Below are 26,337 nucleotides of genomic sequence, written 5' to 3' on the forward strand. Positions count from 1 at the left end.
GGGAAAATGACTCGTTACACGGCGGTTTGCTTAATCTGCTCTACAATAGCTTTCAAGCCATTACCACGTGACGGGCTTAAATGGGAGACAAGCCCCAGTTGTTCAAAATAAGCATCAATATCAAATGCTTGAATTTGATCGGCCGTTTTACCGTCATAAGCTGCCATCACCAAGGCAATCAATCCACGGACGATACGCGCATCGGAGTCCGCACAAAAATGCCAAACGCCATCTTGCTCTTTGCTCACTAACCACACCAAGCTTTCACAACCCGAAACGGTAACTTGTTCTGATTTCAGCTCTTCTGGCATTTGTGGCAGCTTTTTACCCCACTGAATAACCTGACGGTAACGATCTTCCCAGCCTTGAAATTGCTGCATAGTCGCTACAATGTCTTCGCTGGTGATATCTGTACCAAATGGAGAAACGGGAAAATCTGTCATGATGCGCTCTTCTTCTAGTTTACTTCTTATATTTTGAAATCAACTTCTCAACGATTCGCGATACCGCGACAAAGCCAAACGTTGCAGTTACAACAGTCGCCGCACCAAAACCGCTAGCACAATCCATACGTTTTGGGCCTTCCGCTGTCGACTTCACACCACACACTGAACCGTCTGCTTGAGGGTACTTCAGCTGCTCGGTTGAAAACACGCAATCAATACCAAACTTACGAGCCGGATTCTTAGGGAAGTTATGATGACGACGCAAGGTGTCTTTGATTTTCTTCGCTAGAGGATCTTGGATCGTTTTCGTTAAATCAGCGACCATGATCTGCGTTGGGTCAACCTGACCACCAGCGCCCCCCGTAGTGATCACTTTGATCTTGTTGCTGCGGCAATACGCCAACAAAGACGCCTTCGCTTTTACGCTGTCAATCGCATCTAGCACGTAATCAAACTCTTTGCTTAAGTACTCATGTTGATTGTCTGGCGTGATGAAATCATCAATCAGATTGACTTTACACTCTGGGTTGATCAATTTGACACGCTCGGCCATCACTTCAATTTTGCTTTGGCCAACGGTGCCCGTCATCGCATGAATTTGGCGGTTAATATTCGTGACACAAACATCGTCCATATCAATCAGAGTCAACTCACCGATCCCAGTACGGGCCAGCGCTTCGACCGCCCATGAACCCACGCCACCAATACCAATAACACAAACGTGTGCAGCGCGAAGAATGTCTACTTCACTGTTGCCATAAAGACGACGAGTGCCGCCAAAGCGTTGATTGTAGCTGTCAGATGCTGGGGTATCGAGTTCACGCATATTGAAGTCCAGATGATCGATAGAAAAACAAAGAGTGCGATTTATACGCACTCTTTGATGAAATGTCTAGATAAGAGAGTGTTCCTCTTTCTTGGGTCGCTATTGTAGCTTTTCTGGCGGTAAAGCCCAAGGCGCTTGAGTTGGTGAGTTTTCCAGCCCAAGTTTCCACACTCGACCAAAATGCTTGTAGTGCCCTGCTTCCGTTCCTGCTCTCGCACCAATGCCATGATACAGATCCAAATGGTTCTGTTTTACCGCACCACCAGTGTCTAAAACGATCAGCATTCGCAGTTGATGAGCACCGCTCCACGTACCATCCGCATTCAGCAATGGTACTTCCGCCAAGATTGGTGTGCCCATTGGTAAGATAGAACGGTCACCCGCGACCGCGGCCATTGGTAACAAAGGAATACCAGCCGATCCCGTTACTGGCGCTTCCGCTTTTGGCGCAAAGAAGACGTAAGAAGGGTTTTGCTCCAACAACTCGCGTACTGTTGCGTCGTCGTTGTCCATTACCCACTCTTTAATCGCTTTGAGAGACATTTTTTCACGCGGCACTTCACCACGTTCAATCAAAATGCGGCCAATACTAACGTAAGCTTTATTATTTTTCCCTGCGTACGCGAAGTACTCCAACGTATCATCATCTTCAAAATGCACATAGCCACTGCCCTGCACTTCCATCATAAACGGGTCAATACGGTTAGGCGCATAACCTAGCACTAAACCTTGGCCATCTAATGCCCCGTTGTAGATCTCCGCACGAGTCGGACAATCTGATGAGCAGTTTGGCTTGCCATAAACTGGGTACTTAAAAATGTCGTTTGGTGTATGACGCAGCTCCATCACGGGAGAAAAGTATCCGGTAAACAGCACATTACCTTTTTTATCACCACCACCCAATTGCGCGGCTTGAATGCCAAACGCACTCAACGCACTGGTATCTCCGCTCTGTTGCGCCCACTCACTTAATCGTTGATATAGCGGTTGGTATATCTTCGCCATGGATGGTGACTTTATCACCACTTGCTCAGCTTGCTTGTTAAATTCAGTAAAATCGCGTGGTTTGTTAGACTCAACTACGTCCACTTTATTGAGGATCTGAGGAAACTCACCATCAAGATATTGCTGAGCACGATCATTTTGTTGAGCACAGCCAAAGAGTAGGCTCAAAGAGATAATAGGAAGGAGTTTTTTTAACACGTGTCTTTTCCGTAAAAGAGAATAGCAAAAGGATGGCAAACAAATGCATACGGTGCAATTGAAAAGCAACGACAAAATGTTTCAACGCTAAGCCAATCCGTTTACTCGTTGTGAATTCATTCAGTTAATGCAACATGATAGCAGCGGAAGAATTACGGAATTGTCCGGATTATGTTTGAAAGTAAGATTTACTGATTGAGAGATGAAATTGTGATCATCCATGTGACTCACAGACGCAAGAGATCTCTGCTTAACAGACAAAGATAAAAACGACTATCTTACCGCAATCCTTGCACGCCCCTCTAAACGGAATACAGGTAGATAATGTGCATTAGCATCCAGCTTCATTTCTGCATGCTGCTTACCCACAAAATTGAAGTGCCGCTCATTTGAACCCACTCGATACGAAAACGAATCCCCATCGAATTCAAAACTGGTCGCCACTGTAGAACCATTTACGGTAACACCGCGCTCACTCAACACAAATTCTTCACGAGCATAAGGCGCAACATCTTGCTCAACCCAGCGACCATAAATTGTCGATTTGGGAATGGGCGGATTAATGGTTCGAGTAATCAAATCACTATACAGCATGCACACGACAACGGTTCCAACTATCGCTATAAGCATGAGAGAACGCTCTAGCCACTTACGAAGCATTGATTTAGATGACGTTTTTGACAGATTTGAAGCAGTGATCGCAGCATTCTTATTAACAGCAGAAGACATGAGGTTCACGTATTGAGGAAAGACGCCACCATTGTAACCTTCCCTCTTAACGGGACCAAGAACCTACCTCAATATGTTTGTGCTTTATTCCAAAATTTCACCTTGCCACCAAGTGAATAAAAAGGCATTATTTTAACATAATTAAACAAAGGAATGGCTGTAGTGAAAATTCGTAGTACTGCTCTCGTAAAAGGATTCCGTCAATCAACACCTTATGTCAATGCTCACCGCGGAAAAACCATGGTGATCATGCTGGGCGGAGAAGCCGTCGCACACAAAAATTTTGGCAATATTATTAATGATATCGCACTCATGCACAGCCTCGGAATCAAAGTCGTGGTGGTGTATGGTGCACGTCCTCAAATTAATCAGCTGCTAGAAAAACAAGACCTCACTACGCCTTACCACAAAAATATCCGCATTACGGATGAATCGGCTTTATCTGTTGTTATGCAAGCTGCCGGACAACTTCAGCTTGCGATTACTGCGCGCCTATCAATGAGCCTCAACAATACTCCGATGGCAGGTACCCAGCTCAATGTCGTTAGCGGAAACTACATCATTGCTCAACCACTCGGCGTTGATGATGGTGTGGACTATTGCCATAGTGGACGTATTCGCCGCATTGACACCGATGCTATCAACCGCACTCTTGATCAAGGTTCAATTGTTCTGCTAGGTCCCATTGCTAGCTCTGTGACTGGCGAGTGCTTCAATTTATTATCGGAAGAAGTCGCCACCCAACTAGCGATAAAGCTGGGTGCGGATAAGCTGATTGGTTTTTGCTCCGAACAAGGTGTCATTGATGACAACGGTAATGCTGTCGCCGAGTTGCTACCAATAGAGGCGGAACATGTCATCAAAACGCTTTCTGAAAATACGTCTCCTGACCTAGATTACAACACTGGGACACTGCGCTTTCTTAAAGGCTCTATTGCCGCTTGCCGTGCCGGAGTACCTCGTAGCCACTTGATCAGTTATAAAGTAGATGGCGCCTTAATTCAGGAGTTGTTCTCTTTCGACGGTATCGGTACCCAAGTTGTTATGGCGAGTGCTGAACAAGTGAGGCAAGCTAATATTGACGATATTGGCGGTATCTTAGACCTCATTCGCCCGTTAGAAGAACAAGGTGTACTGGTTAGGCGCTCTCGAGAACAGCTAGAGCAAGAGATTGGAAAATTTACCATCATCGAAAAAGACGGCTTGATTATTGGCTGTGCTGCCCTTTATCCATACCCAGAAGAGCGTAAAGCTGAGATGGCTTGCGTAGCGATTCACCCTGACTATCGTGATGGAAACCGAGGTTTGTTACTGCTCAACTACATGAAACATCGTTCTAAATCCGAAACCATTGATCAGATTTTTGTCCTCACGACACACAGTTTGCATTGGTTCAGAGAGCAAGGTTTTTACGAAGTCAGTGTCGACTATTTGCCTGGAGCCAAACAAGGGTTATATAACTTCCAGCGTAAGTCCAAAATCTTAGCGTTAGATTTATAGCTTAACCTTAAATCAGGGAGCGAAACTTAACGTTCCACTATACCAACTAACCTCAAAGGGCAGGATTTAGTTCATTAACGCTCAACCCTGCACATCGAGCTTGTTTAGGAACGAGTTTGTTTAGGAGTAAGGCCACACATAAACCCTACTCCGGACTAGCGGGTCATCATGTAAACCCAACTTAGAAATGCGCAAACCATTGCTTGATTTTCGTTCCAATTTTATCTTTTAAATATACATTTGGTTGGCTATACTCTGCTCGCTAGTGATTGGTTTTTAACCAATACGAATGGATCTAGGTGATGTAATGTAGCCTTCACCCTAAAATACTGGGCAATTGAAAAACTAGTTAGCTCCGTATTGCACACCAAGGACAGTTGTTAATCTGACTTTAAATAAGCCGAGACGAGCACTGTTATGAGAACAATCATTTGTAATTCGCTTCAAAGCTTCTGGGATATGGCTGACAATCAGTTTTTAGAAGGCCTAGACGTCCACTGTGTTTTCCCCGTAAATGACGCTATCCGAGATTTTATTCTTGCTTATCAACAGCAATACAAAATACGCAGCGTGTCTTTTACCAATGCGTTTGCAAAACATGCATAAAAGAAGACCGAGCCATAAGCTCGGTCTTCTTGTTTTAGTTAGTAAGCCGCTGTACTAACCCACTCGCACGAGTGGTTTTCACCTTAATGCCTCGCTTCAGAACATTAAGTTCGGCGTAAAGAGCTAAACGCTTTTTCGCGCGGGTAATGCCTGTGTAAATCAACTCACGGGTTAATATCGGGCTAAAGTCTGGTGGCAAAATCATCAGGGTGTAATCAAATTCACTGCCTTGCGATTTATGGATGGTCATGGCGTAAGCCGTTTCATGTTCAGGCACTCGGCTTGGCAAGACCGATTTCACACTGCCGTCAGGTAACTCGAAAAAGACTTTCAAACGCGGTTCTTCTTCACTGTCATCTCGCATGCAAATACCAATATCACCGTTATACAAACCTAGACCATGATCATTACGCGTAACCATGACAGGTCTACCGTGATACCAAATTTCATCCTGAACTTGAATGAACTTGCGCGCCGCGAGCGCTTTCTCGATGCGCTGGTTTAGCCCAGCTACACCAAAGTCACCTTCACGGATCGCGCACAGCAGTCGGCATTGGTTGAAAGTATCTAACACCGCTTTGGCTTTGTGCGTTAGCGACTCTGGCTTTCCGGTTTTAGGATCAGTTTCCTGTTGTCCAATGCGTTTGAGGTAACGACCGTATTCCTGCACCAACGTCTGCATCATTTGGTTGTAATGTTGACTACTTAGCGCTAAATGTTCGATGTCAGAAAAGTCACGCGCCCAGACGTTATCTACGCTCGCAGCAGAACCTGAGTTAACCGCTTTTGCCAACTGACCAATGCCTGAGCGAGCGTCAAATCGGTAGCTCTTTTGCAGCATACATAAACTATCAGCAATGCTAGATGCACTGTTACCCGTATGCGCTAAAGTATCGAAACCCGTCAGTTTTGCGATGGCTGACGCCTGCTCTTTGCCATAACCCAATGCATGGAACGAACAGATATCACCCAACACTGCCCCAGCTTCAACTGAGGCAAGTTGGTCTTTATCACCTAACAAAATCAGCCGCGCATGTTTCGGTAAGGCATCGACCACTTTGTACATCATTGGCAAATCGACCATCGACGCTTCATCGATAACCAAAATATCCAAATGCAGTGGATTTTGCTTGTTGTGACGAAATTCTGCGCTATTAGGAATCGCGCCCAGCAACCTATGTAAGGTACTCGATTCAGTCGGAATTTTGGCTTTTAGCTCCGGAGAAACTGGCAGTTCTTGCACTGCTTTACCAATGGACTCGGTTAATCGCGCCGCCGCTTTCCCCGTCGGGGCCACCAGCTTAATGGTCAGATTTTTCTCGTGCGTTGCCTGTTCAATCAAAGCAGCAAGCAATTTGGTTACTGTCGTCGTTTTACCCGTACCAGGACCACCAGAAATCACAGCAAATCGACGAGTTAACGCAACCGCCGCCGCGACTTTTTGCCAGTTCACACAAGCAGAAAGTGGCACCAGCTCATCCAGTTGCTGCAAATCCTGAACCTTGCGCGCATTGCTAAGCACGGAATCAATGGCGTGCCAATCCAACGATTCGCTTGCGACCACATCAAGGTGGTCACACACCAATTGTTGACGCAACACTTGGTTGCTGCTTCCCGCTTCTACTGCTTTGCCTAACGCGTTAAACAGAAAATGGTATTGGCGTGCAAATAAATGGTTGAGCAACTCGGATAATCGCGCAAACTCTTGTGGTTGCAAGTTAACTGCGGCGCCCAAGTGATTAAGCTTTTCCGCCAGAGTCACTTCATAATGCCAATAGCGGTGCAGATACAGACGCTCGCCATCGAACATCAACGGCAAGGCTTCTCCTTGCGCGCCGACCAAGCTGGAATTTTGTAATAGTTCTATCCAGTCTATGACTTGTAGCTGTGTGTTGAGCGCCAATGCCGACTCACCAAACAGCCCTAGCTTACTGGCTAAATCCGTAGATTGCCCTTGTGCATCGAACAGAGACAGGCAGATATGTCCTTTGCCAAGCTCACTACTGACAACACCAGCGATAAACGCCAGTGCTTGGCTATCCGACTGTTCATCATGCGTTTGAGAATCAATAAAACAGGCGAATTGGTAGTCGAGCTGACGAATAGCGCCTTTGTGCGCCAAGCGTTCCAGCACTACCAATAGACTATCTTGGCCAGAATGAAGATTGTGATTTGTCGTCATTAAAGTAGCTCCATCTGCCCGGCTTGAGTTGAGCGCGTTTCAAGTACTTGACCATCAACCAAACGATCCATCTCTTGTAAGAAGTCTAAGGTTGGTTTCGCGGCAAAAATGCCGTGGTCACTCTGCCCATCCATGCCGCGCAAGAACAAGTAATACACGCCACCGAAGTGATGATCATATTGATAATTCGCCAATCGGCTGCTTAGGAAACGATGCAGTGCTAACGCATAAATCTGATACTGCAAATCGTAGCGGTGATCCGCCATCGCCGATTTCAGAGCCTCACCATGGTAGTGCGTCACATCGTCGCCAAGATGATTCGATTTCCAGTCAAGCACGTAGTATTTACCTTGATGTTCAAACACCAAGTCGATAAAACCTTTGAGCATGCCTTGCACGGTTTGGAAACCTAAATCCCCCGCTTTCGCCGACAACGGATCGTGACGTTGAATGACTCGGTTTAACGCCGGTGCAGACAAAACTTCAATCGGCAACAAAAATTCCATCTCCACCAAACGTTGCGACGGTGCTTTTTGATTCAGCAGCAAAGACTTACCATCCAACGGCGTTGCGAGTACGGTATCAATCAATTGCTGTAAAATGGGCAACCACTCTTCATCGAGCTGTTCGCTTTCCATCAAGCCAAGGATGATTTGTGTATTCTCTTCCGTCGTGGCTGGCTGAGTAAATTCAATTTCCTCAAACAAGCTGTGCAGGAACGTACCCGGACGCGCTCCACGAGGGAAGGTAAAAATCGAACGCTCTGGCTCCACCAAATCCGCTTCGTCTTGTTCTTCAGATGAGTCGATATCAAAACCCGTAATCTCAATCGTGGCATCATGCTCGGCGTGATGAGAGCCTTGCTTGACCAAGCCAGAATAACTGGTGATGCGCCAGTTTCTGTCGATAGGGTTTTGCAGCTCTTTCGCGCTAAGATCGTATATTTCTTCTTGTGGCGCTACGTACTTCTCTTCGAGTTGCTGCGGCGGATCGGCCACAACGACACAATCAAGCTCGTCTTGTTGCTTTGTTAAACCTTGGTGCAAATCGTTAATACCACCTTCTTGACCATTTTGAATCAAATAGCCAATCGCACTGCGGTGTACACCAGTTGGCTCTTTGGTCGAACGGCCATTGCGCAACGGTGAGGCACCGATAAAACACGCATACACAGCTCGCGTTAATGCCACGTATATCAAGCGTAAGTCTTCCGCCAAACGCTCTTTATCCGCTTGCTTCATGGACGCATCGTTGCCAGTGATATCCAGTACCGTGCGGTCATTGGCTGCATCGTAATATTTGGCTTCACTGGCTTCTCGATAGCTGAACACAAACGGCAGAAATACGAGGTCATACTCCAAGCCTTTTGATTTGTGAATAGTTACGATCTGCACTAAGTTACGTTCCGATTCTAAACGTTGGATTTGGTCATCACTGCCACCCAAACCATTTTCCGCATCACTGATAGACTGAGCGAGCCAACGCAGCAGACCGTGGTCGCTATCCAGTTCATTACTGGCTTGTTGAAGCAGTTCACCGATGTGCATTAAATCGGTAAGTACTCGCTCACCATTCTCACCCTGTGAACTCGCGCCTTCTTCTAGTAATCGCTCGGCAATATGGCGTTTGCTGATCACCGCGCGCAACATCGGCAGCACACCACGTTGAACCCAAAGCTTGCGATATTCTTTGAATTCGTTTACGGCGTTTTCCCACACAATTTCATCGTTATTAAGCGCATCCAAACTTGCTGCGTCGAGGGCAAACAGCTCAGAGGCAAGACTTGCACGCAGTGCACGGTCATTTTCTGGAGTCAGCACCGCTTGCAGCAAACGCTGTAAATCCTGCGCCACCGAACTGGTAAACACACTGTCTCGGTTAGACAGGTACACGCTGGCAATACCTTGGTCTGCTAGCGCTTGTTTGATCATTCGACCTTCACTACCTGTTCGAACCAACACCGCGATATCGCCCGCTTGAACCGCTTTCTGTTTTTCGCCATTCACCAGACACGCTTGCCCCTGTTGAGCCTGCGTCAAAATAGTTTGGATTTGGCTTGCGGTCGCCTCTGCCATTCGAGTCAAATACTCGCCTTTTGGTAGCGGTTTATCGTCCGCTTCTTGCAACCAATAAGTCAGCGCTGGTTGCTTTTGGCCACCCATAGTCCAAATGCGTTTTTCAGCGTTCGGGCTGTAGTTGACGGGTAAAAACGGAATGTCCGAATCATAGATAAATGGACTATCAGGCAAAGCAAATACTTGGTTTACCGCCTGCACCATATCTGCGCTAGAACGCCAGTTGGTTCCTAACGTGTAGTGGGCACTTACTTGGTTACGCGCTTTGATATAGGTGAAAATGTCTGCGCCACGAAAGCCATAAATCGCCTGCTTGGGGTCACCGATCATAAACAAACCACATTCCGGGTTGTTCAGATAAATACGGCTGAAAATACTGTATTGAAGCGGGTCGGTATCTTGGAACTCGTCAATCATTGCGACAGGATACAAAGTACGAATACGCGCCGCTAAAAGCTCGCTTTCGTCCGTATCGATAGAAGCAGAAAGTTGCGTCAGCAAATCATCGAAAGAGAGCCACTGTTTTTGATTTTTCGCGTTGGCCAGCATCACACGACAATGCTCAATCGCATGAGCAAGCAGTGGCGCTTTTAAGCTGATTGGATTGGCAAGAAATGTTTCAATGGCTTCAAATACCGCGTGCTGCGGCGCACTGCCTTTCGGTGTTTTTTCCAACAAGACGTTTTGCGCGAATTTCTCCAGCTTGTCTGGATAATCGTATCCTGTGGTTTCCGTTGCTGCCCAAGCGTTTACCGCCTCCAACCACGTCGGCAGAGACTTTTTGGTGTAGCTGCGTTTGTTAATATCTGAATCTGAAATCAGCGTTAAGAAGTCATCTTGGCTTTCTCGCCACTGTGCTTTTAATTCATCAATTTTTTTCAAATTTTCAGTATGAAGATCAGCCAAACTGCCTTTCATTGCAGGAACAGAAAGGCTTAACGGCGCACCAGTTAAGTAATTGCTGATGTCAGACAACAACGCAGATGGAGAGCTCCATAGCTGGCGAATTTCCCCAGCCAAGGTAAATGGCAACGGGTAGAAATTGCGGCGCCAGTAATCGGCTACAACTTGCGCCTTTAGGTGACTTTCATCGGTCACAAACTCGTTATTAAATCGGCTGCCAGATTCAAACGCATTTTGCGTTAACATACGTTGGCAAAAACCGTGAATGGTGTAGACCGCCGCCTCGTCCATCTGACGCTCTGCCTGCAATAAAATTTCTGCGGCTTGCTTGTGATCGTCAAACTCATTAAGCAAAGGTTGGATCACCGGGTCGGAACTCTGTCCACGCGCAAACGCGATTCGCGCATCATGGATTCTTGCCCTGATACGATCGCGTAATTCCGCAGTTGCCGCTTCGGTAAAGGTTACAACCAGAATTTGGTCGACCGTAAGCGGTACGCGATGTCGAGTTTCCGCGCTGCCATGACCAAGCAAAAGACGCAGATATAAACCTGCAATAGTGAAGGTTTTACCTGTACCTGCTGATGCCTCGATTAACCTCGCACCATGCAGAGGAAACGTCATCGGTTCTAGTGGCGTTGGTTGAGGTTGCTCTGTGCGGTCTAATGTATGTAGAGGACACTCTGCACCTGACATTTGATCCATAACGCTGAATCTCTCCGGATTATTTACTAGGACGTATCACCTAATAAATGTGATCTATAGTTAAAAATTCTATTAATATGTTTAACAAGTTGGATAATTTAGAGCTTTGTGAGATCTTTCTCACGGTTATCCATAAGACGTACCGTTAGTATGCGCCCCACGAGATAAGCCAAACCTTTTTGGCGGCACAACTCAAATGAATTAAACAAAAGTATCATGGTCCCTCTGACCTTGTGGCCGTACAGCGAACGCCCTACAAAAAATAATGATTTTCTGGCGGCCACCCTACTCTTCCTTCTCTTTATCCAGCTGTCTTTATTACGCTTTTACATCATCAGCGTCTTGAACCGCTAAGCGCGCACCTTGCAGTACTAATGCTGTCAGCAAACGAACTTCTGAGGCCAACTCATCATTCCAAGCAGGCCAAATTCGAGAGATGTACGCATTACTGCCTTCGCCTGGGCTCATGAAGCCATCATTGAATGCGTCAGCCATTTTCTTCAAAGATTTCTCTTCGTCATCGACCCACTGACCGCGGCTAAAGCCCGCTTCAACACAAGCCAACGCCGTTTTCGGGAAATAAGGCAAAGGCTTAGTCATGCCTTCGAAAAATAAGCGAACTAATTCAGTCAGTAGCTGTTTGGCATACTGCGCATCGGCAATTTCTGGGTAGATCAAATGCAGCGCGCCTTCTTTACGATCGTAACCAATGATGTGAGTTTTCTTAGCATGACCCGACGCCGACATGGCAAGGTGATCGATCCACGCTGCAAGGTAATCTTGCGATCGAATCTTACCGCTTCGATAGCGAATCAAACCGGATTGGTAGCATTGAGTTAGCCAACCTGTTAGGCGAACGTTTTTCTCTTCGCCTTCATTTCGCTCAAACAAGGAATCAAACGTCAGGTCGATTTCCAAATCGTCTTGAGGCGCACCAGATAAAAACGCCAGTTTATCCACCAGCTCTTCCGCCTGAACTCGGTTGGTTTCAAACTCGATATCACCAAACGCCCCCACCGGCAGTTTGCCTTGCGCGCGCTGTTGACTCATAAAGTGTTTAAGCACCTCTGTTTTTTTCTCTGGCTGCATCAATGTCGTTTCAAGCAAGGTTTCTAACAGCTCATCACGCATTTGATAGCTTTCCAAACCACCTAAAACAAAGGGTTCGTCGTCTTCCATCACCGGTAGCGGCGGTTCAAAGATTACTTTTAAACGACGATTGAAAAAATACTGCACAGGTAAGCGCCAGAAACGTTGCAACTCTACTAAGTCGAGCTCAAGTGGGAACGTCGCTCCTAACAGATAGTCGTCTAATGCCCGATTAAAATCACGACGAACATAGCCTTGCGATTGACTACTTTGAGTCAATGCCGCTGGAATCCACTCTTTCGCGTAGCTGGCGTGCATGCCTTGGAACGCCCTTGGGCTAAACGGCACCATGGCGTGGGTATTCACCAACGCATTTAATAAGTTGTCGCCAGACTCATCAACGGGCAACGCTTCATCACCACTTAAACAATAGTTTTGGTGACAGTATTCCATCAGCTCAGAAACCAGAACCGAAGGCACTCGCTCGGTGTTGTCTTGGATTGAACGGCCAACATAACTGATGTAGAGCGTTTGCTGTGCAGACAACATCGCTTCGAGGAATAGGTAACGGTCATCATCTCGGCGCGAACGGTCGCCCGGCTTGGTTCTTCCCGTCATCAAGTCAAAGCCTTCTGGCGGCATGGAGCGTGGGTACACGCCGTCATTCATCCCCAACAGACAAACGGTTCTAAACGGAATAGAGCGCATCGGCATCAGGGTACAAAAGTTCACTTGACCAGCCAGGAAGCGCTGGCTGACTCGTGTGCCAGATAATTTGGTTTGAAGGTATTGGCTGATGATCGACGGCGATAACGCATCATCAAATGCGGCATCAGCTAATTGCTCTTTGAGTTGGCTGAGCGTATCGCGAATGGATTTGAGCGCCATTTCGCCTTCTAACTCAACTGAGAAGAAGTCATCCAGCAGTAAAACCAAAGTCTCTCGCCAACCATCAATAGTCTGAACATGAGAAAGTTTGCTGCGATAAGTGCTAATTTGTTGGATAAAGTGTGCCAACTTGCCCGCCAGCTCTGCGCCCATGCCTTGCACTTCGTTGTACGGAGATAAACTGCCTTGCTCGGTTTCAAACAAACCTGCGGATTCTGGCATCGCGTAGCCAAGCAACATGCGTTGAATACCAAATTGCCATGTGTTTTGACGGGTTTCCGGCAGTTCAAATTCGCGTCCGGTATTGGCATCCACCCCCCAGCGAATTCCCGATTCTTCAACCCATTGTTTGGCTTGTAAGAAATCATCTTCGCTGAGTTCAAAACGCTTTAATATCGCTGGAGTTTCCAGAAGTTCGAGTAGTTCTGATGCCAAACAGCGCGTATTGGGTAAGTTCACCAACTGCATAAATGCGGCCAGAATTGGGCTCTCTTGATCGGCGGTTCGGTCAGAAATCGAATATGGAATAAAACGCTCACCCGGCGCGTTACCAAAGACCGCCTGAATCGCAGGGCTGTAAGCGTTGATGTCCGCGACCATCACGATAATATCGCGCGGTTTTAACGTTGGGTCAGCATCGAACATCGCCAATAGTTGATCATGCAGCACTTCCACTTCGCGCATCGGGCTGTGACAAGCGTGTAGGCTCAGTGATTTATCACCCAAGCTAACCACTTGTTTGTGATGACTGTTTTCAATCTGTTGGTCATCTTGATGTTCTTCAAGATTGAGAATATCCGCTTGCAATTGATGGAGCAGACTGTCGCGCTCAACATCAACAAAGGCTTCGATTTCATGAGATTCCAGCTGAGACAACAGATACATATTGTCGCGCCCGAGTTTACCCATGGATGCCAACAGACTGTTTCCGACCACATCGGTGTGCAGCTCATCGATCACATTATCTTCCAGTGATCCTTTCAGTTGCTCAGTTTCACCTTGCACTTCCGAGTGATCGTCCTGCCACACAACGTGCTGACGATGTTTCGCCGCCAAACGAGCCAGATATTTGCGATCTCGAACTTCACCCCAATAATAACGACAAGGGTTAGTGAACATCAGATGCACGTCGATGTGTTCACCAATTGCTTTTAGCGCATCCATATAGCGAGGCGGCAACGAAGAAATGCCAAAAACAAACAAACGCTTGGGTAAATGGTCAAAATTGCAGTTAAAACTCTCTAACGTGTCGATAAAGTGCTCATAAAGGTTGGCACGGTGATAAGGAGACTGCCCTAATGACACAGTGTGATCATACAACGCTTGCCATAAGATCGGCTGCCACGGATGCTCATCTTCCAGCTCTGGCACACTCTGCCCTGCTTCCCAACTTGCGATCCACTCCGGACGATACACCAAGTAACCATCGAAAATATCGGCAATTTTCTCAGCCAGTTGATACAGCTTAGAGTGATCACTGTCATCTTTGAGGTACTGCGCTAACGGCGAAAACACGTCTTGGTTGAGAAGCCCCGGCAGCAGATGCATCAACTTCCAAGTCATCGCTTCTTTGTTAAACGCACTGCGTTTTGGCACGTCTGGCAACACCTGCGTAAACATTTCCCAAATGAAGGTAGCAGGAAGCGGAAAATCAATGTTCGCAGCAACACCAAACTCTTTGGCCAATTCCATTTTTAGCCACTGGGACATGCCCGGACTTTGAACCAGAATTTGTTCTTTTTCGAACGGGTTTTCCAGCGGACTGATTCGAATCAGTTCGACAAGGAGTGATTTAAGAACGTCAACTTGGTTGGAGTGATAAACAGTAAACAAATTGGGAATACCGAGCGCCGATTGAAACTGTTAGCTAGCTTAGCACAGCCCCATTTAAACCCGCAGTGATCTCGCGTTCGGAAAAAACAAAAGGTTATATATCACTCAAATAGAGTATGAATCTTCTGAATTTTCACATGTCAATCAAGTCTGACACTTCCATACAAAATGTGACATTCGTCGCAACTATTCCATAATAAAAAACACTGTTTTATACTCCCTCTACCCATAATTTATAAACAAACAAAAAGTATGTTTCGCAAACTGTCTTCCAACAGCGCTTGGCTGATTGCTTTTTTTGCTTGCTTTGCAGTGTACCTGTCGATCGCTTGTTATCCTTTTGTGTTGTCTAACAATCAGAATGAACCGCTAACCTTGTTGCAAGGTTACTATTTGGTTTCGACTCAATATGGCTGGCTGGGCTTGATCGCTCTTCCATTTATGTTGTTGAGTTTATTGCTCTCTTTTCTACCGACTCGAGTATTCAAAGGCATCGTGATCGCTATCGCGATCTGTCTATTGATCATGTTTAAAGTCGATATCCTCGTTTTTCAGCAATACAAACTTCACATCAACGCTCTATTAATCCGTATGTTTTTCGAAAGTGGCGGTGATGTCTTCGATATTTCGTGGATGAGTTGGCTTATCTTCGTCAGTGAAGTTACCGTTCTGGTGATCGGGCTCGCCTGTACCGTTTGGGTAAGTAATAAACTGGCACAAAGCCGAGCTAAGTTCGTTTTGATCAGCGTCTGGTTTGCTGTATTGCTCAGCACACAGATGATTCATGCGTACAAAAATGCCCTTTACGACGATGAAGTCAGTCAGTTTTCGAATAACTGGCCACTTTACTACCCGCTGACGGCTCGTAAATTTATTTACAAACACGACCTAGTGGATGAGAGCATTGCATCGAAGAACCGCGTAGAGTTAACCAACATTGAACGTAGCTCACTCAACTACCCGCTTGCGCCGATTCAAGTGCAAAGCAAAGAGAAACAGCCCAATGTCTTGTTTATCTTGGTTGACGCGTGGCGCTACAGTGATGCGACGCCGGAAGTCATGCCAAATGTCAGCAAGTTCGCCGAAAAAACGGTGAATTTCACACAACATATGAGCGGCGGCAACTCAACTCAAGCGGGTATTTTCAGCCTGTTTTACAGCTTGCCAGCGACCTACTGGGAAAGCTTTTACGCAAGTCAACGCTCTCCTGTTTTTATGGATACGCTGCAAGCAGAAGGCTACCGCATGGGCATTTTTGGCTCAGCACCGCTCACCAGTCCGCCACTCTCTCGCACGGTATTCAAAAAAGTGTCGGACTTGACCCTGAAACAAACTGGGGAAACAGCTGTCGAGCGCGATCAGCAGATAACAGACAAGTTCATCGAGTTCCAAAAGCAGGACAGCGACAAGCCGTACTTTGGTTTTCTGTTCTACGATGCCGCCCACGGCACGGTGTTTCCTGAACCTGAATTTGCGAAATTCAAACCATACTGGGAACGCGTTGACCACATTTTGCTCAACAACGATTTTGACGCTTCGCTTTACCACAATCGATACAAGAACTCGTTGTACTACATCGACAGCTTGATTGGTGATGTGCTGAAAAACGTCGACTTAGACAACACCATTGTGGTGATTTCATCAGATCATGGTGAAGAGTTTAACGACCATAAGATGAACTATTGGGGCCACACGGGTAATTACAGTGACGTTCAAGTGCATGTGCCTCTTTACGTGTACATGCCAAATCGTCAGCCAGAGCAAGTTGATTACCGCACGACCCATTTTGACGTCGTGCCAACCATGATGAATACGCTGTTTGACGTTCAAGGCACAACGAGTTCATACAGCGTTGGTCATAACTTGTTTGATAGCTCTGCCTCTCGCGATTGGTATATTGCAGGCAGCTACTACAACTATGCATTGGTCGGCAAAGAACTGATGCTTGTGGTAAACCCTGGCGGGCACTCTCAGCAACTGAATCGCCAGTTAAAAGTCGAGAAAGAACAGAAAGTTCCTGTCGATATCATTCGTCATTCTCTGGATGAGATGTCGCGATTTTACAAAAAAGGCTAGTGTCCAACATCGACGCCGATTGAAATAAAAAAGCCTCTTGGTTGTAAGACCAAGAGGCTTTTTCCTATCTGCTATTTAAGCGTGATGAGCGTGCATCAAGCGTGGCTGAATCAATAAGTTGTTGATGTATTGTAAAGCCACATAAGAGACAACAAATGTTGCCACAATCAACTCAAGACCAGCTAAGCCTCGCACTTGTTGAACATAGTGCGCAGCCAATCCTTGCAACTCCATCCAATTCGCCATTTTAAACAGCGCCGTCGCACCGATCACCATCGGGAAAGTGAACGCCGCATAGCCTGGGCTAAATGGCAGTCTAAGCAATTTAAAGAATGCGAGGTAAATGATGGCTGTCATCAATACCGCGATACCAAATAGCATAGCGATGATCACTGGTGATGGTGTCGCAGTGACCGTTAAGTACCCTGCCAATGATAGACTTGCTGGCGCTGCCATGATTGCCATTGTTGGTTTCGCTGCATCCGGAATTTCATGGGTGAACATGAAACGGTAAATCATCATCGGCAACATGATCGCGTACGCCACCATACCAAACATCAATGCACCTTGTGCCACTGGTGCTAACATCGGGTTGCCAGAGAAAGACACATCCGCAACGATAATACCCACAGGCGGTACAAACCAACTAGGAACCATGTGGTGCAATTCAAAATCTTTGGCGCGATGGTAAACAAAGCTCACCAAGAACACGATGTGCAAAACCACCGCAATCAGCCAAAGCGCATCGCCAGCTAATGGGTAAAAATGGCCGAGAGAATTTGAAACCACCATGGTTCCCATCGCAAATGTCGGAACCACGCTGCCCACAACCGGATGAGCAAGATCTTGTCTCAATAGATGATTATGTAGCAAAAACTTGGTTGCCAATATAGCCAATAATATGCTCGCGATACCCGCACTAATCCACTGTCCGTAGCCATGTAATTCGGCGAAGTTCTCCCAACTCCAGCCCAAGCTTGCAATACCAAGAGCCAAACCCGCCATTGGAGTTGGTGCTCCCATTACTTTTGCTTTTGTTCTTTGAATCATAATGACCTCAACCAGACTCACTCTTGATGGGACGTATAATACGCTTGCACTTCGTTCCGATATATCTAATTATTTAAAACAAACGTTCAGGATTACTTAACGGTGGGGTATGGCAAGTCACATTTCTCTTAAACAACTGAAAGTGTTTACGACGATCACGCAGCACAAAACGCTCACAGCAGCTTCTGATAGTCTCTTTTTATCGAAAGCCGCAGTGAGCATGGCACTCTCAGAATTAGAAAAACAGATCGGCCATCACTTGTTTGATCGTGTTAATAACCGACTGATTTTGAACCAAGAAGGTCAAAAACTGCTACCACTGGCGGATGAGTTACTCAACCGAGCCAAAGACATCGAGAGCATTTTCGATGGTGACCAAGCGCTATCGGGCCAACTTCGCATTGGTGCCAGCGACACCATTGGCAACCAAGTCGCGCCCTATTTGCTTAGCGAATTTCGTCAGCAAACGAACCATCGTTCTCAAAGCCTGTTCATTTCTAACTCCGCACAAATCTGCGACATGCTGACCGATTACGAGTTAGACATAGCCCTCATTGAGGGCAAAACACTTCACCCTGAATTGCAGTCTACCCAGTTTAGCGAAGATGAAATGTGCGTGATTTGCGCGCCCGATTACCCAGCCGCGCACGAAGGGCCAGTAAACTTAACCGAGCTAGAAAACAGTGAATGGATATTGCGAGAGGCAGGATCTGGTTCACGCGAATTTTTTATGCGCGTTGTCGCGCCGCGCTTGGAACATTGGCATGAAGCTTTTCAGCTCAATACCACCGAAGCGCTGATCAACTCAGTATCGGCAGGGTTAGGCTTAGGTTGCTTGTCACGTTTGTCTGCAGAACCTGCTATTCGTGACGGCCGCGTAAAACTGCTCGACATGCCTTTAGATATGAAACGTCGCTTCTGGTTACTGGTTCATAAAGAGAAATATCAAAGCCCATTGCTCAAAACGTTTATCGAATTTTGCCAAGATTGGGAGCGACCAACAAACCTTCCTTTGGCGGACAAATCCGCAAAGTGAAACCAAGATAGTTTAAATGCTAGTCAGTTAGTTGTACGTGTCTCTCATTCTGAGGCTTGTCGCTAGACTTGATTGGTCAAAAACTGTATAAAAAGCCAGTATCAATACACCAAATTAGGGGACCAACCATGGCTGTAATCGTCAAGTACGTGGTAGAACGCAATGGAGAAGAAAAAATGACTTTTACCTCTAAAGCGGAAGCTGACGCATACGACAAAATGCTGGATATGGCAGACGAGTTATTCTCACTGCTGGGTAAAAGTGAACTTCTAGAAGACGAAGGTAAGCAAGAAGATCTTGCAATGTTCCTTGCGCAAAACAAAGAAGAAGTGCTTTACGCTCTGGGTGCAAAACGTAAACCTGCACCAAAAAAAGCAAAGAAGCTTGAAGCTGTTGAAGAAGATAGCGAGCAAGAAGACGCTGCATAAGCCTCTCATTTGTTTAGAAAAAACGTCGCATTATGCGGCGTTTTTTTATTCCTTCCGTTTATCTCCATATATCTCTGAGAATATAAAGAACCGATTTAATATCCCAAATTGATCTAAATTTCATGTTGCAGATTAGTGTGACTTAGATCTAGTCTAAATGGGTTCGGTGATGGGGTACCACCGGAATCGAAAGATTCGAACCGCTGTTAAAGCTAATGACTCCTACAGAAACGAAAACAGGTCAGCCCTGTTGGAAGTGCTTTCGCTTATGTTGTGAAAGCAAGAGTTCTGTAGTGAGCAATTCAACTCTTCTCCAACCCCGCTCCTGTTTTCTCAAAAAATAAAAATACACTGGGAAAACACTATGCAATACTCACACGAAATCCAATCAATGTGCCCGATTCAACGCGGCGATCTTCATGCATCTGCACCGATCCCTGTTGAAGGCGCAATGATCAATCCAAAAGACGTTATCGCGATTTCTGGTCTTAGCCACGGCGTTGGCGCTTGTGCTCCTCAACAAGGTGCAGCAAAACTGACTCTTAACGTCAAAAACGGCATCATCGAAGAAGCTTTGATCGAAACGATCGGCTGTTCAGGCATGACTCAATCAGCCGCGATGGCCGCAGAAATCCTAACTGGCAAAACCATTCTTGAAGCACTGAATACCGACTTGGTATGTGATGCTATTAACGTCGCGATGCGCGAAATCTTCCTTCAATTTGTTTACGGTCGTACTCAATCTGCTTTCTCTGAAGGCGGCTTGGAAATTGGTGCGGCACTGGAAGACCTTGGTCAAACTCAACGTAGCCAAGTGGGTACTAGTTACTCAACTAAAGCAAAAGGCGTGCGTTACATGGAGTTGGCTGAAGGCTACGTAACAAAACTCGCGCTAGACGAAAACAAAGAAGTGATTGGTTACCAATATCTCAACCTAGGCAAGATGATGAAAGCCATCAACGAAGGCGTATCTGCAGCAGAAGCAGCAGAAAAAGCAACGGGCACTTACGGTCGTTTTGACGAAGCCGTAACGACCATTAACCCACGCCAACAATAATTGCCACCAAGAGGAAAGAGATTATGAACACTCCAATTACTGAATCTGTACGTCGCACATTAGACGAAATGCAACTTTCTTCTCTGGAAGCGGCTTACCAATGCTGTATGGATCGTGGTATCGACCCTAAAGCACTAGTGATGGACACTCAACCTATCGCGTTTGAAAGCGCGGCAGATGCCTACACACTGGGCACCGCTTTGGCGATTTTCCGCGGAGCAAAAACAGCAGAAGAAGCAGCAAACATCATCGGTGAAGGTCTTCAGGCGTGCACTAAACCCGGCAGCGTGGCAGAGCAACGCCAAGTGGGTATCGGTCACGGTGCATTGGCGGCTCGTCTATTGAATGAAGAAAGCGGCTGTTTCGCTTTCCTTGCCGGTCACGAGTCATTCGCAGCGGCAGAAGGCGCAATCAAAATCGCACTAAACGTGAACAAATCACGCAAAAATCCGTTGAAAGTGATCCTGAATGGTTTAGGTAAAGACGCCGCTTACCTAATCTCACGCATCAATGGTTTCACTTACGTACGCACTCAATACAACTACCAAACTGGTGAGTTAGTGGAAGTAGAACGTCGCCGTTTCTCCCAAGGTCCACGTGGTGAGATCCTTTGCTACGGTGCAGACGATGTACGTGAAGGCGTGGCTATCATGCATAAAGAACAAGTGGATGTGAGCATCACTGGTAACTCAACCAACCCGACTCGCTTCCAACACCCAGTAGCAGGCATCTACAAAGCAGAACGTAACCATGAAGGCATGCCTTACTTCTCTGTGGCATCAGGCGGTGGTACTGGTCGTACTCTACACCCAGATAACGTGGCGGCAGGTCCTGCCTCTTACGGTATGACCGATACCATGGGTCGCATGCACGCTGATGCTCAGTTCGCGGGTAGCTCTTCTGTACCAGCGCACGTTGCAATGATGGGCTTCATCGGCATGGGTAACAACCCAATGGTAGGGGCAACGGTTGCACTTGCCGTAGCCGTCGGTGAACTTAGCCTTTAAGCCGATTTAATCGCTTTCTATCCAAAGCGATTAAATCCAACAAACCCAGTGTAGGGGGAGTGACTTCGGTCCTCCCCTTATTTTTTGCTGCGCCCCTTTTCCAACTTCACTTTGTCTTTACCCCAAATCGGTCTGAGAAGGCTTTTGCGACACATTTCTCATCAGACAAACATATCTCTAAAAAGACAAAAGGTATCCATCTACAGACTTTCTCCATTTCCCCTCTTTAAACTCCCCAACACTCTCTTTATGATGACTGACAACTTAATTATTTCTTGTCAGTGAACAGACGAGACACAAGACTCAACACATGGAGATCAACTATGGCTTTCTTCTCTCTAGCCTTTGGTACGGCAACTAAAAACCGCGACGGCAAAATCATCGAAGCGTTTTTCCCAAACCCAGTTCTTAACCCAAGCGAAGCGCTTGTTAACGCACTAGCAGCAGTAGCAGGTTACGAGCAAGGCAACCAAGCTATCGAGATCTCTGCAGCACAAAGCGCAGAACTAGCAGCAGCATTTGAAGCAAACGGCGATGCGGCAAACGCATCTTTCGCAGCAAAAGCAGCAGAATCATCACAACCACTTGTACTGGTTATCCTTGCCACTGACGAGCAGCCACAAAGTGTTGCAGAAGGCTTCCTAAAACTTCAACTTATCTCTAACCGTCTAGTTAAGCCACACGGCACAGTACTGGATGGTATCTTCGGTCTACTGCACAACATCGCATGGACTAACGAAGGTCCAATCGATCTACCTGAACTAGCAGAGCGTCAAATTGAAGCTCGCCTAGCGGGTCGTGCACTAAGCGTAGATTGCGTAGACAAGTTCCCTAAAATGGTGGACTACGTGGTACCAACTGGCGTTCGTATCGCTGATACTTCTCGCGTACGTCTTGGCGCACACGTTGGCGAAGGCACAACAGTAATGCACGAAGGCTTCATCAACTTCAACGCGGGTACAACAGGCGTGAGCATGGTTGAAGGTCGTATCTCTGCTGGCGTAGTGGTTGGTAATGGCTCTGACATCGGCGGCGGCGCATCTATCATGGGTACGCTATCTGGCGGCGGTAAAGTTGTGGTTTCTATCGGTGAAAACTCTCTACTAGGCGCAAACGCAGGTCTTGGCTTCCCAATGGGTGACCGTTGTACTATCGAATCAGGTCTGTACGTAACTGCTGGTTCTAAAGTACGCATGCTAGATTCTGCAGGCCACGAAGTAGAAGTAGTGAAAGCACGCGATCTTGCTGGTGTTTCTGACCTACTGTTCCGTCGTAACTCTGTAACAGGTCAAATCGAGTGTCTTGCTAACAAGAGCGCGGTTGAACTGAACAGCGAACTGCATAAAAACAACTAATAAATAGTTAAGAAAAATCCCCCAGCAGGAAACTGTTGGGGGATTTTTTAGCTTAAAGAAAAATGCGTGATTACTGATTTAAAAAGCTGACCGCTTTATCTGGGAAATCAGTAAACAAACCATCCACTTTTACTTGGTTGTAGTACACATCCATCATGCCTTCAAAGCTGTCAGTGTACGCTGGAATGCGTCCTGGATCGGCGCGGAACGTGTATGGATGCACTTGCAAGCCAGCGTCTTTTGCAGCCTTCATCAACGGCTTGATGATGATATTGTCTTTGGTTGACTTATCATCCACCAGCATCGGCTTCCAAGGTCCAATTCCTTCCGCGTAACTCGCTACTTTCTTCATTCCGTCGGCTTCGAACATCCAGTCATAACTGTATGGTGTTGCCTTGTCGCCTTTGTACACCATAGTTTCGTTCCAGTCAGTGTAAGCCATAAGCTGAACGAGCTTTAAGTCCATGTCCATTGCAGGCATGAGTTCACTGTTGATGCGTTGAAGTTCATTCGCATCAAAACACTGAAGGTAGACTTTGTCGTCTTGAGAGCCGTAACCGTACTGCTTCAAGACTTTAAGTACTGCTTTAGAAATGTCCTTACCTTCATGACGATGGAACCAAGGCGCTTTAATTTCTGGGTAAATACCGATGTCATAACCCAGCGTTTTGTTTAAGCCTTGGATCAGCTCAATCTCTTCAGCAAACGTCGGCACGGTGAAATCAGATTTCCACATAGGGAATCGGGTTGGATAGCCCGCTACTTTGTTGCCTTTCTCATCGATGTTGAACCCTTCGGTAACTCGCAAGGATTTGATTTCCGCCAGAGTGAAATCAATCGCGTAATAACGACCATCTTTACGTGCACGATCAGGAAAACGCTCCGCAACATCCGTTACGCGATCGAGATAATGGTCATGCAACACGACCAACTGGTCGTCTTTCGTCATTACCACATCTTGCTCTATGTAGTCAGGTTTCATTGCGTAAGCAAGTGCTTTGGCTTCTAGCGTGTGCTCAGGCAAGTAGCCCGATGCGCCACGGTGCGCAATGACAAGCGGCTTCGCAATCGCACCAGCAGAGAGGCTAAGTGCTAAAAAAGTAAGACATACTGACTTTGTTTTCATTGTTATTTCCTTGATAAAACGAAGAGGCAGTATTCCACTGCCTCTTTAAATAAATATTACGCTAGCGCTTCCTTCTCGCGCTCTTTTTGCTCGTGGTGCGCACGTTCACCTAAGAAGGCGTACATCAAACACACGATAGAAGTAATACAAGAACCCACTAAGATGATAAAGCCACCATCCCAGCCAAAGTGGTCTACGGTGTAGCCCAAAATCGCGTTTGCGGCAACTGCCCCACCCAGGTATCCAAACAAACCAGTAAGACCAGCGGCAGTACCTGCGGCTTTCTTCGGAGCGAGTTCAAGTGCGTACAAACCGATCAGCATAACCGGACCATAGATTAGGAAGCCAATTGCAATAAGCGCCATCATATCTACTGTTGGGTTGCCCGCAGGGTTAAACCAATAAACCATCACTGCAACTGTCACTAGCACCATAAATAAGATACCAGCAGGTGCACGACGACCTTTGAACAATTTGTCAGAGATCCAACCACACAATAGTGTTCCTGGAATGCCAGCCCATTCGTATAAGAAATAAGCCCATGACGATTTATCTACCGAGAAATCCTTCGCTTCTTTTAGGTAAACAGGTGCCCAGTCCAGTACGCCGTAACGAATTAGGTAAACAAATGCGTTTGCAATTGCAATCGACCAAAGAAGTTTGTTGCTGAAGACGTATTTGAAGAAGATTTCCTTCGCTGTCATTTCTTGTTCATGGGACTTGTCATAGTCATCTGGGTAATCGTCTTTGTATTCTTCAATAGGAGGCAGACCACAAGACTGAGGGGTATCGCGAACCGTCATCCAAACAAACACAGCAACCAACGTGGCGAAAAATGCAGGAACATAAAATGCAGTGCGCCAATCATCGTTAAATGCCCACAGGCCAAGAATAAATAGTGGACCAATCAAGCCACCACCCACGTTGTGCGCCACGTTCCAAACCGAAACGATCTCACCACGCTCTTTACGTGACCACCAGTGCACCATGGTTCGGCCACAAGCAGGCCACCCCATCCCTTGGAACCAACCGTTTAAGAAAAGCAAAATGAACATCGCAGTGACGCTACCAGTCGCCCATGGCATAAAGCCAAAGCAAAACATCACTAATGCAGACATCAATAGGCCGCCACTAAGGAAATAGCGAGGGTTGGAGCGGTCTGAAACGCTGCCCATTAGAAACTTAGAGAGACCATATGCAATGGAAACTGCTGCCAAGGCGACACCTAAGTCTCCGCGGCTAAAGCCTTGCTCGATAAGATAAGGCATCGCCAAACTGAAGTTTTTACGAACTAGATAGTAACCGGCGTAGCCAACAAAGATACCGATAAAGAGTTGCCAACGGAGGCGAGAGTAGGTGCTATCGATGCTGCCAGGGGACAGACGATCAATGTGCGCCTTAGGTTTGAATATTCCAAACATAGGAACCTCATTATTTTGTATGCGATGGTAAAAACACAAAAGGAGCGAACGAAACAAAATAAATCTTCGTTCGAAAGTTCATGAATTGTATGGAGTTAGGATTTTATTTCTGTGACAAATGTTGCACATGGATTAAATATAAGTAAATACAGTAAATTATATGAGCATTAATTAGATCATCGTTCAACTTTACTCAAGATTCGTTAATATTAAACTGATGTTCAAACCTCTCACTTGAGCATTCCAATTCGAAACCTTTGAAACAAAGGCTCGAATTAGAACATAAACTAACCGTAAAAAGGGCGATTTACGCCTGCCCTACTCGCTCCGAACCAACTAATAACTAAAAAGCTGAAAAACGATCACGTTTAGCATCAAACGAAATAAAAAAAACAATTTTTATTTGAATACAAGCCGAAGCAATGATTCACAAACACAAGACATTAACAGCGTTTATTCTCTTATCAACTCATCCTATTGGTACCAATGGGATGACGATTTTTTCTAAAAGTCCAAACATGACAGCGTATTTTTTATATCACTGCTATCCCTTGATACATTTGACATTCCGCTACTCCTTTAGGGTTAATTGCTACACAAGTTCTGTGCAATAAGTCTCCAAGCACGTAGCAGCTTCACAAAACTCCTCTTACCAGTTGTGCATTCTTTTTCACATCGGTAATTTGAGCGCTCTCATCACTGGCCTCGTGACAAATAAATTATTTTCGTTGTGTTCTTTTCCGGTTAAAAGATGCGCCATTTAACAAAAACGAAGACTTTGATTAACAAATTTATG

18 protein-coding genes and 1 riboswitch are annotated in these 26,337 nt (G+C 46.3%); of the genes, 8 read left to right on the top strand and 10 right to left on the bottom strand.

Going from position 1 to position 26,337, the window contains the following annotated elements; genetic code table 11:
• Nucleotides 1-14: 14 nt before the first annotated feature.
• The 4 genes from csdE to R7Q47_RS09635 form a co-directional block, all read right to left on the bottom strand.
• On the bottom strand, nt 15-443 hold the full coding sequence (gene csdE, locus R7Q47_RS09620; protein WP_047102627.1) for a cysteine desulfurase sulfur acceptor subunit CsdE: 429 nt from the start codon (nt 441-443) through the stop codon (nt 15-17).
• 19 nt (nt 444-462) lie between these two features.
• Nucleotides 463-1,272, bottom strand: coding sequence for a tRNA cyclic N6-threonylcarbamoyladenosine(37) synthase TcdA (gene tcdA / locus R7Q47_RS09625; protein ID WP_005380241.1), 810 nt, complete (start codon nt 1,270-1,272; stop codon nt 463-465).
• Between the two features lie 99 nt (nt 1,273-1,371).
• Complete coding sequence (gene mltA, locus R7Q47_RS09630; protein ID WP_054577574.1) at nt 1,372-2,475, bottom strand: murein transglycosylase A; 1,104 nt, start codon at nt 2,473-2,475, stop codon at nt 1,372-1,374.
• A 273-nt stretch (nt 2,476-2,748) separates the two neighbouring features.
• Nucleotides 2,749-3,204 carry a DUF2850 domain-containing protein gene (locus R7Q47_RS09635; RefSeq protein ID WP_005380234.1) on the bottom strand — a complete coding sequence of 152 codons (456 nt, stop codon included), beginning with the start codon at nt 3,202-3,204 and terminating at the stop codon, nt 2,749-2,751.
• Nucleotides 3,205-3,366: 162 nt separating this feature from the next.
• On the opposite strand from R7Q47_RS09635, the gene argA reads away from it, so the two are divergent.
• On the top strand, nt 3,367-4,704 hold the full coding sequence (argA, locus tag R7Q47_RS09640) for an amino-acid N-acetyltransferase (RefSeq protein ID WP_012841478.1): 1,338 nt from the start codon (nt 3,367-3,369) through the stop codon (nt 4,702-4,704).
• A gap of 417 nt (nt 4,705-5,121) precedes the next feature.
• Nucleotides 5,122-5,310 (top strand): hypothetical protein, encoded by a 189-nt coding sequence (locus R7Q47_RS09645; protein ID WP_005380230.1) that lies wholly within the window; start codon nt 5,122-5,124, stop codon nt 5,308-5,310.
• A 34-nt stretch (nt 5,311-5,344) separates the two neighbouring features.
• Here the strand turns inward: R7Q47_RS09645 and recD are convergent, their stop codons facing one another.
• The 3 genes from recD to recC form a co-directional block, all read right to left on the bottom strand.
• Nucleotides 5,345-7,492: an exodeoxyribonuclease V subunit alpha gene (recD, locus tag R7Q47_RS09650; protein WP_213962825.1), complete on the bottom strand. Its 2,148-nt coding sequence runs from the start codon at nt 7,490-7,492 to the stop codon at nt 5,345-5,347.
• Complete coding sequence (recB, locus tag R7Q47_RS09655) at nt 7,492-11,166, bottom strand: exodeoxyribonuclease V subunit beta (RefSeq protein ID WP_213962842.1); 3,675 nt, start codon at nt 11,164-11,166, stop codon at nt 7,492-7,494. Before recB ends, recD begins: the two co-directional genes overlap by 1 nt.
• A 327-nt stretch (nt 11,167-11,493) precedes the next feature.
• Nucleotides 11,494-14,985: an exodeoxyribonuclease V subunit gamma gene (gene recC, locus R7Q47_RS09660; protein ID WP_154205083.1), complete on the bottom strand. Its 3,492-nt coding sequence runs from the start codon at nt 14,983-14,985 to the stop codon at nt 11,494-11,496.
• 252 nt (nt 14,986-15,237) lie between these two features.
• On the opposite strand from recC, the gene R7Q47_RS09665 reads away from it, so the two are divergent.
• Complete coding sequence (locus R7Q47_RS09665; RefSeq protein WP_154205082.1) at nt 15,238-17,061, top strand: DUF3413 domain-containing protein; 1,824 nt, start codon at nt 15,238-15,240, stop codon at nt 17,059-17,061.
• Between the two features lie 75 nt (nt 17,062-17,136).
• On the opposite strand, the gene R7Q47_RS09670 is transcribed toward R7Q47_RS09665, so the two are convergent.
• A complete protein-coding gene (locus tag R7Q47_RS09670) occupies nt 17,137-18,111 on the bottom strand; it encodes a TDT family transporter (protein ID WP_017636010.1) in 975 nt (324 codons plus the stop codon).
• Between the two features lie 109 nt (nt 18,112-18,220).
• On the opposite strand from R7Q47_RS09670, the gene R7Q47_RS09675 reads away from it, so the two are divergent.
• The 5 genes from R7Q47_RS09675 (at nt 18,221) to dapD (ending at nt 22,994) form a co-directional block, all read left to right on the top strand.
• A complete protein-coding gene (locus R7Q47_RS09675; protein ID WP_025768221.1) occupies nt 18,221-19,147 on the top strand; it encodes a LysR substrate-binding domain-containing protein in 927 nt (308 codons plus the stop codon).
• Nucleotides 19,148-19,275: 128 nt separating this feature from the next.
• Entirely contained in the window at nt 19,276-19,575 is a 300-nt protein-coding gene (locus R7Q47_RS09680) for a YebG family protein (RefSeq protein WP_005380208.1), read from the top strand.
• Between the two features lie 156 nt (nt 19,576-19,731).
• Nucleotides 19,732-19,807: riboswitch (Fluoride riboswitch) on the top strand.
• Between the two features lie 132 nt (nt 19,808-19,939).
• Complete coding sequence (locus R7Q47_RS09685) at nt 19,940-20,632, top strand: iron-sulfur cluster assembly scaffold protein (RefSeq protein WP_005450903.1); 693 nt, start codon at nt 19,940-19,942, stop codon at nt 20,630-20,632.
• Between the two features lie 23 nt (nt 20,633-20,655).
• Nucleotides 20,656-21,639, top strand: coding sequence for a GGGtGRT protein (locus R7Q47_RS09690; RefSeq protein ID WP_025768220.1), 984 nt, complete (start codon nt 20,656-20,658; stop codon nt 21,637-21,639).
• Between the two features lie 323 nt (nt 21,640-21,962).
• Nucleotides 21,963-22,994, top strand: a complete 1,032-nt coding sequence (gene dapD / locus R7Q47_RS09695) for a 2,3,4,5-tetrahydropyridine-2,6-dicarboxylate N-succinyltransferase (protein WP_248486951.1) — start codon at nt 21,963-21,965, stop codon at nt 22,992-22,994.
• Nucleotides 22,995-23,064: 70 nt separating this feature from the next.
• Here the strand turns inward: dapD and glpQ are convergent, their stop codons facing one another.
• Both glpQ and glpT read right to left on the bottom strand, forming a co-directional pair.
• Nucleotides 23,065-24,120: a glycerophosphodiester phosphodiesterase gene (gene glpQ, locus R7Q47_RS09700; RefSeq protein ID WP_005380201.1), complete on the bottom strand. Its 1,056-nt coding sequence runs from the start codon at nt 24,118-24,120 to the stop codon at nt 23,065-23,067.
• Between the two features lie 56 nt (nt 24,121-24,176).
• A complete protein-coding gene (gene glpT, locus R7Q47_RS09705) occupies nt 24,177-25,541 on the bottom strand; it encodes a glycerol-3-phosphate transporter (RefSeq protein ID WP_154205081.1) in 1,365 nt (454 codons plus the stop codon).
• Nucleotides 25,542-26,337: the final 796 nt, after the last annotated feature.

The organism is Vibrio sp. Vb0349 (assembly GCF_033338975.1).